This window comes from Eikenella sp. HMSC071B05 (assembly GCF_001811325.1).
Taxonomy (GTDB): Bacteria; Pseudomonadota; Gammaproteobacteria; order Burkholderiales; family Neisseriaceae; genus Eikenella; species Eikenella corrodens.
Window position 1 is genome coordinate 853971 of the sequence record NZ_KV804551.1, and the last position, 13054, is coordinate 867024.

General features: G+C 56.6%; 9 protein-coding genes. 6 read left to right on the plus strand and 3 right to left on the minus strand.

Annotation, left to right across the window (positions count from 1 at the left end; genetic code table 11):
• Positions 1-81 precede the first annotated feature (81 nt).
• The 3 genes from HMPREF2796_RS10325 to HMPREF2796_RS10335 all read left to right on the plus strand — a co-directional run bounded on the left by HMPREF2796_RS10325 (position 82) and on the right by HMPREF2796_RS10335 (position 2286).
• The gene (locus HMPREF2796_RS10325; RefSeq protein ID WP_049257631.1) at positions 82-663 is read left to right on the plus strand and encodes a UbiX family flavin prenyltransferase; all 582 of its coding nucleotides are present in this window, start codon (positions 82-84) and stop codon (positions 661-663) included.
• A gap of 166 nt (positions 664-829) precedes the next feature.
• Positions 830-1558: a DUF554 domain-containing protein gene (locus HMPREF2796_RS10330; RefSeq protein WP_246826850.1), complete on the plus strand. Its 729-nt coding sequence runs from the start codon at positions 830-832 to the stop codon at positions 1556-1558.
• Positions 1559-1839: 281 nt separating this feature from the next.
• Positions 1840-2286 (plus strand): PNPOx family protein, encoded by a 447-nt coding sequence (locus HMPREF2796_RS10335; RefSeq protein WP_070633403.1) that lies wholly within the window; start codon positions 1840-1842, stop codon positions 2284-2286.
• Between the two features lie 90 nt (positions 2287-2376).
• Here HMPREF2796_RS10335 and HMPREF2796_RS10340 read toward each other — a convergent pair whose 3' ends face one another.
• Complete coding sequence (locus HMPREF2796_RS10340) at positions 2377-3279, minus strand: LysR family transcriptional regulator (protein ID WP_070633406.1); 903 nt, start codon at positions 3277-3279, stop codon at positions 2377-2379.
• Positions 3280-3399: 120 nt separating this feature from the next.
• On the minus strand, positions 3400-5886 hold the full coding sequence (locus tag HMPREF2796_RS10345; protein ID WP_083308704.1) for a heavy metal translocating P-type ATPase: 2487 nt from the start codon (positions 5884-5886) through the stop codon (positions 3400-3402).
• A 281-nt stretch (positions 5887-6167) separates the two neighbouring features.
• On the opposite strand from HMPREF2796_RS10345, the gene HMPREF2796_RS10350 reads away from it, so the two are divergent.
• Positions 6168-7589 (plus strand): SLC13 family permease, encoded by a 1422-nt coding sequence (locus tag HMPREF2796_RS10350; RefSeq protein WP_070633409.1) that lies wholly within the window; start codon positions 6168-6170, stop codon positions 7587-7589.
• Positions 7590-7710: 121 nt separating this feature from the next.
• On the opposite strand, the gene HMPREF2796_RS10355 is transcribed toward HMPREF2796_RS10350, so the two are convergent.
• A complete protein-coding gene (locus tag HMPREF2796_RS10355; protein ID WP_070633412.1) occupies positions 7711-9306 on the minus strand; it encodes a peptide chain release factor 3 in 1596 nt (531 codons plus the stop codon).
• A gap of 220 nt (positions 9307-9526) precedes the next feature.
• Between HMPREF2796_RS10355 and xseA the strand changes: the two genes are divergently transcribed.
• Both xseA and HMPREF2796_RS10370 read left to right on the plus strand, forming a co-directional pair.
• Entirely contained in the window at positions 9527-10879 is a 1353-nt protein-coding gene (gene xseA, locus HMPREF2796_RS10360; RefSeq protein ID WP_070633414.1) for an exodeoxyribonuclease VII large subunit, read from the plus strand.
• A gap of 736 nt (positions 10880-11615) precedes the next feature.
• On the plus strand, positions 11616-12989 hold the full coding sequence (locus HMPREF2796_RS10370) for an L-serine ammonia-lyase (RefSeq protein WP_070633416.1): 1374 nt from the start codon (positions 11616-11618) through the stop codon (positions 12987-12989).
• The last annotated feature ends 65 nt before the right edge of the window (positions 12990-13054 follow it).

Here is a 13054-nt window from a genome sequence, read left to right on the forward strand (position 1 = left end):
TCACTCGGCCTTATACGGCCAAGCCGTAGAGGCTACCTGAAAACTAAAGCGCATCCCGCACCATCCACTCAAGGAGCAATCATGGGCAAACAACGCATCATCCTCGGCATCAGCGGTGCCAGCGGCTTCCAATACGGCTATAAAGCCTTGCAGCTTTTGCAAGCCGTGGAAGATTTGGAAGTACACCTCGTTATCTCCAAAGGCGCGGAAATGACCCGCACACTGGAAACGCCCTACAGCCGTGAAGAAGTGTTGGCCATGGCCGACGTAGTCCATCCGATTCAGGATTTGGGCGCATCCATTTCCAGCGGCTCGTTCCAAACCCTCGGCATGCTCGTTGCCCCCTGCTCCATGCGTTCCCTGGCCGCCATCGCCCACGGCCTGAGCGATAACCTGCTCACCCGTGCGGCCGATGTGGTGCTCAAAGACCGCCGCAGGCTGGTGCTGATGGCACGCGAAACACCGCTGAACCTCGCGCATATCGACAATATGCGCCGCGTAACCGAAATGGGCGGCATCATCTTCCCGCCTGTGCCTGCGCTCTACCACTGCCCGCAAACTGTGGACGACATCCTCACCCACAGCGTGGGCCGTGCGCTGGATTTGTTCGGCATTTCGGTTAAACACCTACCGCGCTGGAGCGGCGGCAAGGAAGATAAATAAAGCTTTCAGGTAGCCCAAACCATATTGAAAGCCAACTAAAACCCAATCCCACCCGCAAGGCCATCAACATTTCCCGTTTTCCAAGCAAGCCAATGGCATCCTACCGACGCCAGGCTGGGGAGAGCTTTATCTAAAAATGGCCTGCAACCCACCAAGGAGATACATCATGACTATGCCAATCGGTCCTTTTGTTAACGGCAGCGCCGTCGTGCTCGGCGGCCTACTCGGCGCATGGATGGGCGCAAAATTGCCCGAACTCGTGCGCACCAGCCTCAACCCGCTATTCGGCCTGACTTCCATCGGCCTGGGCGTGATGAGCATTCCCGGCGTGAAATACTATGCCGCCGTGGTGCTGGCCGCCGTGCTCGGCCTCGTGATTGGTGAATTGTGCTACCTGGAAAAAGGCATCGGCAAAGCCGCCGGTAGCGCACGCGGGCTGATCGACAAAATCTTTCCGCCCAAAGAAGGTATCAGCCAGGAAGAGTTCCTCGACAAATACGTTGCCATCGTCGTCCTGTTCTGCGCCAGCGGCACCGGCGTATTCGGCTCCATGCACGAAGGCATGACCGGCGATCCCTCCATCCTCTACATCAAAACTATTTTGGATTTCTTTACTGCCGGTATCTTCGCCATCACGCTGGGCTACGCCGTATCCGCCATTGCCGTGCCGCAACTGGCCATCCAACTTTCTCTGTTCTTCCTCGCCACCCTCATCGTGCCGCTCACCACGCCCGAAATGCGTGCCGACTTCGCTGCCGCCGGCGGGTTGATCATGCTGGCCACCGGCTTCCGCATCACCGGCATGAAATCCTTCCCCGTGGCCAATATGCTGCCCTCGCTGCTGCTGATTATGCCCATCTCCTATTTGTGGGCAACCTATATCGCCGCACACTAGTGCCTCCATCAAGAGGCTTAGTCGAACCCGGTTTTTGCAATCAAACGTCAAACTCCTAGCAAAACAAAACGGCGCGGCAGGCTACCTGAAACCTGCCACGCCGTTTCCGTTTGCGGGCCGAACACCTGATTATTTTCAGGTAGCCTCATATACCGCAGCCCTGCCGCCTGATACCATTCGCCGTACTGTAAACAGTTCCGTCTGTTTCCCTGCCTGCACCACCTTTTAGCTTCACAGAAGCTTTGTTTTCAACCAGCCCTGCCTCCCAATCGAGCAACACCATGCCGCTCCTGCCCGCCAATATTCACGCCTTCCTCACCGAACACCACGTTGTCAGCCTGGCCGCCTGCCACGAAGGCGAGCTGTGGAGTGCCAGCTGCTTCTATGTATTCGACCCCGTTGCCGCCCGCCTCATCGTGCTCACCGGCAAAAACACCCAACACGGCCGCCTGATGCTGCATAACCCGCATATTGCCGGCACCATCGCCGGCCAGCCCGCGCGTATCCGCGATATCTGCGGCATCCAGTTTGCCGCCCGCGCCGAATGCATCGACCACTCCGCCGAACGCCGCGCCGCACTCGATCTCTACGCCAAAGCCCACCCCATCGCCAAAGTTTTTCCCAGCGATATCTGGCAGCTCCAGCTTGAATACATCAAATACACCAGCAACCGCCCCGTCTTCGCCCACAAAACCCATTGGCGGCGCAATAATGAAGAAAACAGCTAATCCACTCCACAACCAACCAAATATTTTCAGGTAGCCTTTCAGCGGGTATATCCCACCGAAAGGCTACCTGAAACTGTTTGAGGCAAATTTTCAGCGGCACTTCGGCGCCACAAACGGATAGCCATTGGCCATCACCTCCTCCAGCCCGCGGATTTCCGGCGTTGTCGTCAGCTTCACCAATGCCGGGAAAAACACCTGCGGATCAGGCGACACCCGCACCAACACACTGTTGCGCAGCTGTGAAGGGCACACTTCCGATTCCGGCAGCAGCGCCGCCGCCTCAATGCCCGACTCAATCCAATCCACAATCACGCTCGGCTGCGACACGTGCATAATCACCTGCGGCGTAGTACCGCTCTTGTGCAGCTGGTCCATCAGCTGCTCAAACGTGCCCACCCCGCTGCTGCGGCGCAGCAGAATCAGCGGCAGCCCACCTAGCTGTTTCAGCGTCATCGTATCGGGCACCCCGTTCGGCAGTAGGCTGCGGTATACTACTGCGGCCATCTGCACCGCTGGCAGCGCCAAATAGCGGTATCGCTCCAGCCGTTTCAGCTGCTGGATAAGAGCAACATCTATCAGCTGGTTATTCAGCAATGTTTCCAAATGGCTGGAATCCGATACCAACACATTAATTTCCGTATCGGCATACTGGCTATGGATGGCCATGATCAACGGCGTGAAATATTTTTGATACAAATGGGTTAGCCCGATGCGCAACACATGTTGCTGCTGTTGGGCGAAAATCAGCGTATCGCGCTCAATATTGCCAATGCCCACCAAAATCTCCAGCGCCCGCTCATAAAGGAAAAAACCGGTGGGTGTGGGCCGAATGCGCCCGCCGTCGCGAAACAGCAGCGGCGTACCGATTTCCTGCTCCAGCTCCTGCACCCGCTTGCTCAGCGGCGGCTGGGAAATATGCAGCATTTCCGCCGCCTTGGTGAAGCTGCCGCATTCCACCACGGTGCAGAAGTATTTCAGCCGTTTAATGTCCATGGTATTTCTCCTTGATTTTTAGTCGTACTGAATTAGCAACCAGGTAAAACAGCGAACTGTTGATTTAACAAGTATTTTATCCTCTCCGCCCTGCCGTATCTATTTTCAGGTAGCCTTCCCCTATTTCGCCCGACGCAACAGGCGCAAAGCATTGGCGGAAACCAGGAGCGAGCTCAGGCTCATGCCCAGTGCGGCTACCCACGGCGTTACGAAGCCCGCCGCTGCCAGCGGCACCATAATCAGGTTGTAGCCTGCCGCCCACCACAGGTTTTCGCGCACAATCCACGCGGTGCGTTTGGCTTGGGTGGTGAGGTAGGGCAGCGTGCGCATATTACCGTTGAGCAGCAACACATCCGCCCCTTCGCGTGCCACGTCGGCGCCTTCGGCCACGGCCACCGACACATCGGCCTGCGCCAGCACGGGCGCATCGTTGATGCCGTCGCCCACCATCAGCACTTTATGCCCTTTCGCCTGCAAATCCTGCACATAAGCCAGCTTGTCTTCCGGCGTGGCTTCGGCGCGCACCGCATCCAGCGGCAAAGCAGCGGCCACGGCATCGGCTGCGGCCTGCCTGTCGCCGCTGAGCAGGTGCAGGCTCAAGCCCTGGCGTTTCCATTCGGCCAGCATGGCCGGCACTTCGGGTTTGGCTTGGTCTTGCAGCAGGAACACGGCGGCAAAGCCGGCCACGCTGCCCAAATACACCGCGCCGCCCGCATGCTCGGCCTGCAAACTTTCAGGTAGCCTGCCCGAGAGTTCGGTCACGTAATCCAAACGGCCGATGCGCCATTGTTCCAGCCGGCCTTCATGCCACACTTGCGCGCTGATGCCGTGCCCGGCGCGGTTTAAATAGTTTTCTGCTTCCAGCGCCAACGTGGCGGACGGCAGGTTGGCAATGGCGCGGGCGGCGGGGTGCTCGCTCTGCCGCTCGAGAAGTTGCGCCAGCGCCACGGCCAAATCTTGGCTGATGCCTTCGGCGGTGTGCACGGCGCATACGGCCAGCTGGCCGGTGGTGAGCGTGCCGGTTTTATCCAGCACCACGGTGTCGATTCGCGCCAAGGTTTCCAAGCTGTGCCCACGGCTGATGAGCACGCCCTCGCCCGCCAAGTGGCCGGTGGAAGCCGCCAGCGCGGCAGGCGTAGCCAGCGACAAGGCGCACGGGCAGGTAGCCACCAAGAGCGACACGGTAATCCACAGCGCGGTTTGCACATCGGCATACCAAGCCCAGCCAGCAAACACCAGCACGCCCAGCAGCAAAAGCGCGCCCACAAACCAAGCCGCATAGCGGTCGGCCAGCTCTACCATGCGCGGTTTTTCCGCCAGCGCCCGATCCAGCAGGCGCACAATATGCGACAGCCGCGTTTGGCTGCCCGCCTGCTCCACGCGGATAATCAGCGGGCTGCCGCCGTTGAGCGTACCGGCGGTTACCGCATCGCCTACTGCTTTCGGCACGGGCAGGCTCTCACCGCTGAGCATGGCTTCGTTCGCCTCGCTCTCGCCTTCCAGCACCACTCCGTCGGCCGGCAGCACCTCGCCCGGCTTCACCAGCAGCACTTCGCCACCCGACAGCCGCGCCACCACAGCTTCTTCCACCTGCGCCGTATCCGGATAATCCGGCAGCCGGTGGCAAAACGCCGGCACCAGCTTCACCAGCCGCTCGGCCGCATCACCCGCCTTGCGCCGCGCCAGCTGTTCCAAATAGCGCCCGCCCAACAGCAGGAACACAAACATCGACACCGAATCGAAATAAATTCCCTCTTCCCGCCCCTGAAACAGCGCCCAAAGGCTACCTGAAAACGCCGCCGCAATCGAAATCGCCACCGGCGTATCCATGCCCGCGCGGCGGTTTTTCCAATCGCGCCACGCCCCTTTGAAAAAGGGCACTGCCGAATACAGCAACACCGGCAGCGTGAGAATCATGCTCGCCCAATGCAGCATCCACAAAAAACGCGGCTCGATTTCTCCCGCATGCAGATAAGTGGGCACCACATACATCATCACCTGCATCATGGCCAGCCCGGCCACCCACAAGCGCGTGAGCGCCTGCTTGCGCTCTGCCGCCGCCTGCGTTTCCATCCGCTGCGCGTCATAAGGCGAAGCCTCGTAGCCGCTCTGGCGCACCCGCAGCAAAATGTCCGACAGCGCCACCTGCGAGCAGTCCCACGCCACCCGTGCGCGCAGCGTGCTGTAGTTGATTTCCGCACGCAGCACGCCTGAAAGCCGCAAAAGCTGCTGCTCAATCAGCCACACGCAGGCCGCACAGGTTACCCCGCCCAGCATCAGCACCGCCTCGCGCTCGTTTTCCGCCTTCACTTCCACAAATTCCGCCTGCACGTCCGGCAGATCATACAGTTTCAGCTGTTCCAACACTTCCGGCGGCGGCAACACCGCCTGCTCCGCCTCCGCTGTGCGGCGGTGGTAGTAGCTACCCAGCCCGGCAGTAATGATGCTCTGCGCCACCGCCTGGCAGCCCACGCAACAGGCCGGATGGTGCGCGCCTTCAAATTCAATCGGCAAATCCAAACCACGCGGCACGGGCAGGCCGCAGTGGAAACAAGTTTCGGTTTCGGCTTGGGTTTCGGTTTCGGATGGGGATTCGGTGTGGCTCATGATGGATGTGTTTAAGTGGCGGGAACGGCGCGGATTATAGGCTACCTGAAAGCTCAGTGCAGCGAAGTTCTAGCAAAATGAAACTTGCAGGTAGCCTTTTTCAGGTAGCCTGTTCAGCAGTCAGGTTGATATACAAATATATAAATAGATTAAAACAAAAGTATCAATAATTGACAGAACCTTTACCAGCTCTTATTCTGCCGCCGTGAGTGAACACACACTCATGGTTGAAACAATAAAAACGTGAAGATAAAACTTAACCACCTTGATGGAGAGGATTCATGAACTTCCTAGAGAACCCAAGCCAAACCAATTTGCCAGAAAACTTCGAGCTGCAAAGTGCGCAAATACCGGTAACCAGCTTTCGCGGGCTGATTATCGCCATTATCGCGGCCGTGATATCTGCTATTGCCTACCAAATTCTGCCCTATGGGCATTATCCCAATGCCGGGCTGACTATTTTGCTGTTTGTGGCCATTTTATGGTTTACCGAAGCGGTGCACATCACCGTTACCGCGCTCACGGTGCCACTATTAGCGATTTTCTTCAAAATTCCGGATATGGGCACCAAAGAAGCCTTTGCCGGCTTTTCCGATCCGATTATTTATGTGTTTTTCGGCGGTTTCGCGCTGGCGGCAGCCATGCACGTGCAGCGGCTGGATAGAAAAATCGCCATGCTGGTGATTTCGCTCTCGCGCGGCAATATGCTGGCGGCGGTGATGATGGTGTTTGCCGTTACCACCGGTCTTTCCATGTGGATCAGCAACACCGCCACCGCCGCGATGATGCTGCCGTTGGCCATGGGGCTGATGGGGCATATCGATAAGGAAAAAGACCGCAAAACCTTCGTATTCGTGCTGCTGGGCATTGCCTACTGTGCCAGCATCGGCGGTTTGGGCACACTGGTGGGCTCTCCGCCCAATGCAATTGCCGCCAAAGCGCTCAATTTGGATTTCGCCGGCTGGATGAAGCACGGCCTGCCGATGATGCTGGTGTTGCTGCCGCTGATGCTGTTTTCCCTGTTTGTGGTGTTGAAACCGAACTTTGCCGAAAAAGTGGATTTCCAACAAAAAGAAGACATTCCGTGGACCTTGCATCGCGTGATTACCGTCATCATTTTCGTGGTTACCGCCCTGTGCTGGATTTTTGGCGGGGAGCTGGGCAAAGCCACCGGCATCAAATCCATCGACAGCTTCATCGCCATGGTGGCGGCTGTGGCCGTAGTGATGTTTGGTGTGGTGAGCTGGCGCGAAGTGGCCCGCAACACCGACTGGGGTACGCTGATGCTGTTCGGCGGCGGCATCACCCTTTCCGTATTAATGGAAAAATCCGGCGCTTCTGCCGCCTTGGGTAATGAAGTAGCAGCCTCTTTCGGCCATGCTTCTCCCTTGGTCATTATCTTGGTGGTGGCCGCGTTCATCATCTTCCTCACCGAATTCACCAGCAACACTGCCTCCGCCGCACTATTGGTACCGGTATTTGCCACCATTGCCGCCAAAATGGGCATGAATCAGGAAGTGTTGGTGCTGATTATCGGCATCGGTGCATCTTGTGCCTTTATGTTGCCCGTGGCCACGCCGCCCAATGCGATTGTATTCGGCTCGGGGCTGATTAAGCAGAAAGAAATGATGCAGGTTGGCTTCCTGCTGAATATCCTATCCATCATCGTGGTATCGGCTTGGGCGTATTTCTTCCTGACTTAACAAAGCCGGCCCGGCATCTGCATTCGGATTAAACAGCCTTGCCGGGCTTATTCCTATCCATATCCGCTACATTGTAAAGAGGCTACCTGAAAATTTTCAGGTAGCCTCTTTATCAACTCACTCAACTCAGCTTCGCCGCATGTTCCCTGGTTTCATGGAACACAATATCCGGCCAGCGTTCTTGCGTCAGATTGAGATTCACGCGGTTGGGGGCGAGGTAGGCGAGGTTGCCACCTGCGTCCACCGCCAGATTGCCTGCATTGGCTTTTTCAAACTCGGCGAGCTTTTTCTTGTCGTCGCACGACACCCAGCGTGCCGACCAGATGGATGTGCTGTCGAACACGGCTTCCACGCCGTATTCGTTAGCGAGGCGCGAGGTGACGACTTCAAACTGCAACACGCCGACCGCACCCAAAATCAAATCCGCGCCGCTCATCGGTTTGAACACCTGCACCGCACCTTCTTCGCCGAGTTGTTGCAAACCTTTTTGCAGTTGCTTGATTTTCAGCGGGTTTTTGATGCGGACGCTGCGGAACAGTTCGGGCGCGAAGAAGGGGATGCCGGTGAACGCCAGTTGTTCGCCTTCGGAGAAGCTGTCGCCGATTTGGATGTTGCCGTGGTTCGGGATGCCGATGATGTCGCCCGCGTAGGCTTCTTCCACCAGCTCGCGGTCGTGCGACATGAAGGTAACCACGCTGGAGGCGGCGATTTCGCGGTTGATGCGCAGGTGTTTCATCTTCATGCCGCGCTCGAATTTGCCGGAGCAGACACGCAAAAAGGCGATGCGGTCTCGGTGTTTCGGGTCCATATTGGCTTGGATTTTAAAGATAAATCCGGAGAATTTCGGCTCGTCCGGCTCGACCATGCGCACGGTCGCATCGCGCGGTTTCGGCGCGGGCGCCCAGTCAATCAATGAATTGAGGATTTCCTGAATACCGAAGTTGTTAATCGCCGAGCCGAAGAACACGGGCGTGAGGCTACCTGAAAGAAATTCGTCGAGATTGAACTCGTTGGAAGCAGCCTGCACCAATTCGATTTCGTCGCGCAGCTGCTGGATTTCCAACGGAAAACGTTGTTCCAATTCGGGATTGTCGATGCCTTTGATGATGTCGAATTCATGCGGCAGGCGTTCGCCGCCGGCTTCAAAGAGATAGATTTCGTCGTTCAGGATGTGGTACACGCCCTTGAAGTTTTTACCCATGCCGATCGGCCAGGTTACGGGCGCGCAGCGGATTTTTAAAATATTTTCCACTTCGTCCAGCAATTCCAAAGAATCGCGCACTTCTCGGTCGTATTTGTTCATGAACGTGACAATCGGCGTATTGCGCAGGCGGCAGACGTTCAACAGTTTGATGGTTTGCGCTTCCACGCCTTTTGCCGCGTCGATGACCATCAAGGCGCTGTCCACAGCGGTCAAAACACGGTAGGTGTCTTCGGAGAAGTCTTGGTGTCCCGGCGTGTCCAAGAGGTTGACGGTGTGGTCTTTATAATCGAACTGCATCACGCTTGATGCCACGGAAATGCCGCGCTGCTTCTCGATTTCCATCCAGTCGGAGGTGGCGAATTTGCCGGTTTTCTTACCTTTTACCGTACCCGCGCTTTGAATCGCACCGGAAAACAGCAGCAGTTTTTCGGTCAGCGTGGTTTTACCCGCGTCGGGGTGGGAGATGATGGCAAACGTGCGGCGGCGGCGCACTTGGTCTGGAATATTGGACATGGCGGAAAATCCGAATTGAAAACGGCGTATTTTAGCATATTGCCGCGTAGGGAAAGGCTACCTGAAAAACGTGCAGGCTGTTTGAACACAAGGTGCCGCATCCGTTTTCAGGTAGCCTTATAGAGCGGTATGAAGGCTACCTGAAAATCTACCGCCCGATTTTTCAGGTAGCCTTCCCCTTGTATAATGCCGCCTTTGTTTATTTTTCTGCCGTCTTGCCATGTCCGACCTATTCGCCCCCGCCGCGCTTTCTGTTTCCGAGCTGAACCATTTGGCTAAAAATCTGCTGGAAGACCAGCTCGCCGGGCTGTGGGTGGGCGGCGAAGTATCGAATTTGGTCAAGGCGGCCAGCGGACACTATTATTTTGTGTTGAAAGACCAACGCGCCCAGGTGCGCTGCACTTTGTTTAAGCATGCCGCCCGCTCGCTGGCCGCGCTGTTGCGCGAGGGCGAGGAAGTGGAGGTGTTGGGCAAAATCACGCTGTATGAGGCGCGCGGGGAATTTCAGATTAATGTGCAGGAAGTGCGGCGTAAGGGCTTGGGACAGCTGTTTGAGGCGTATGAGCGGCTGAAACAGCGCCTGCAGGCGGAAGGCTTATTCGATGCGGCACGCAAACGACCGCTGCCTGCCGCGCCGCAGTGTATCGGCGTGGTCACCAGCCTGGCCGCGGCGGCATTGCGCGATGTGGTCACCACGTTGCGGCGGCGAGCGCCGGATGTGCGCGTGATTGTGTATCCCACGGCGGTGCAGGGCGCGGGCAGCGAGTTTCAGGTAGCCTCAGCCATTGCGGCATCGGCAGAACACGCGCAGGCAGATGTGTTGATTGTGTGCCGTGGCGGGGGCAGCATTGAGGATTTGTGGGCGTTTAATGAAGAGCCGGTGGTGCGCGCGGTGGCGGCTTGCCCGATTCCGGTGGTGAGCGGGGTGGGGCACGAAACCGATTTCACGCTCACGGATTTCGCCGCCGACGTGCGCGCACCCACGCCCACCGCCGCCGCCGAGCTGGCCAGCCCGAACCGTGCGGAGCAGCTGGACAAAATGTGCCGTCTGCACAGCCATATGCGCCACACGCTGCAACGGCGCTGCACAGACGCGGCGCAACGGCTTGACTGGCATGCCGCACAGTTGCGCCATCCGCGCCAGAAATGGCAGGAACAGCAGACCGGCTTGTTGCGCAGCCGCCAAATGCTGGCTGACCATATGCTGCGCCACCTACGCCGCAAACAGGAGCAGTTGGTCTACTTGGCCGAGCTGTGTCGCCGTGGCAGGCCGCAAGTGCAAACCGTTGCGCGGCAGTTACAAACACAGACCATGCAACTCAACCGCCACATGGCCGCGCTCTTGGCGCAAAAGCAAGCGCAATGCCAAAAGCAGGCGGACATTTTGGATGCCCTCTCGCCGCAGCATACGCTGTCGCGCGGCTATAGCGTGATTACCGACCGCACGGGGAAAGTGGTACGCAATGCGGGCAGGCTGCACAGCGGGCAGGTGTTGCAGCTGCATTTTGAAACCGGTACGGCCAAGGCGCAGGTGCTGCCGCAGCGTACCGGGCAGCAGGATTTGTTTGATTAGCTCGTACAGACAGTTTTCAGGTAGCCTCACTTCAGAAAGACTACCTGAAAAGACAAAACGAAAAGAAAAACGGCTTCACTTATGCGGAAGCCGTTTGTGCTTGTTTAACCGATATGGTTATGCCACGGTAAAACCATCTGCCGAGATGGCGGCTTTGAATGCTTCAATGTCGAAGCCGTCGCCGTGTGTAATCACTACGCGGCCGTCATCATGATTGGCATTCACCATTCTCACACCCGCAACAGTTTCACCCTTCAAAACCAAGCGGTCCCCATCCGTTTTGTTCTTCATACCGGACACTTGAATCAACATTTGTGGCATATTAACCTCTAAATAATGTAGTTGATTAAAAATAAACAGCTCTCCATACTGCACTGTTTTTGTGCAATTATGCAGTATGCATCATAAAAAATATTGCCAAAATTCCTTACGCTTCCCACAACATCCTAGCTACATCAAACAGGCAATGTGCGCATTTTGCCTAGGTAGCGGCAACTTGTCCAGCATTATTCAAGGGAAAACTGCATTCGCGCTGCTCGGCACACAGCGGTACACCCTATGCTGCCACAGGCAGATTTGGTAAGATATTGATGGATACGAAAAGTTGAATAACTATAGTGGATTAACTTCAAATCAGTAAGGTATTGGCTCCCCATGCTGTGTATATGTATTATTTGCAGCCGGCCGCCTTGTTCTGATTCTGGTTGGCTCACTATGAATTAAAGGGGTGGAAAAAATGATCAGTATTTTCGACATGTTCAAAATCGGTATCGGTCCGTCCAGTTCGCATACCGTGGGGCCGATGCGTGCCGGTGTGCTGTTCCGCCAACAGCTTATCGAACAGGGACTGCTGGATAAGATTACCCGCTTCAGCGCCCATGTGTACGGCTCGCTCTCATTTACCGGCAAAGGCCACGGCACAGACCATGCCATCATTGGCGGCTTGGCGGGCTACGAGCCGGATACGGTGGACACCACCGCTTTCCCAAAATTCATTGCGCAAGTATTGAGCAGCAAAACCCTCACCGACATTGGCGGCCACGAAACTCCATTCGACTACGAACACGATTTCGTGTTCCATTCTTCATTCCTGCCACTGCACGAAAATGGCATGCGCCTGGAAGCCTATGTCGGCGATGAGTTGGCGATGCAAGAAGTGTTTTACTCCATCGGCGGCGGTTTTGTGGTAACCGAAAAACAGTTTGCCGACAGCGGCAAGCAATCTGCCCCCGTCAACGTGCCCTATCCATACACCAATGCAGATGACCTCATCCGTCAGTGCAACGAACATAATCTCTCCCTCTCCGAATTGATGTTCCGCAACGAATGCGCCCTGCGGCCGGAGCAGGAAGTGCGCGACTATGTGCGTGCCGTGTGGCAGACCATGAGCGATTGCATTCAGCGTGGCCTGCACGCCGAAGGCGTACTGCCGGGTCCCATGCGAATACCACGGCGTGCACCGCTTTCACGCAAACAGTTTGAAAAAAACGGGCTGAACGATAAAGACCCGATGGCGGCGGTAGACTGGGTAAATATGGTGGCCTTCGCCGTCAACGAAGAAAACGCCGCCGGTGGGCGGGTAGTTACTGCGCCCACCAATGGCGCCTGCGGCATCGTGCCCACTGTATTGGCCTACTACGACCACTTCATTTTCTACGCCGATGAAGAACACATCCTGCGTTATTTAATCACGGCCAGCTCCATCGGCAGCCTGTATAAGATGAACGCTTCCATTTCCGGCGCGGAAGTGGGCTGCCAGGGCGAAGTGGGCGTGGCCTGCTCCATGGCCGCTGCCGGGCTGACCGAGATTCAGGGCGGCACTGTCGAACAAGTATGTATTGCCGCCGAAATCGCCATGGAGCACCATCTTGGCCTCACTTGCGACCCGGTGGGAGGCCAAGTGCAGGTGCCGTGTATCGAACGTAACGCCATTTCATCCATCAAGGCCATCAATGCCTCACGCATGGCGCTGCAACGCACCACCGATCCCATAGTGTCGCTGGATGCAGTCATAAAAACCATGTATGAAACCGGCAAAGATATGAACCCGAAATACCGCGAAACCTCTACCGGCGGCTTGGCCACGCACGTTATGCATGTGATGTGTTGAGACTTAATGCTGTTTAGTGCCGCAGAGACGAGAAGGCTACCTGAAAATGGTTTTTCAGGTAGCCT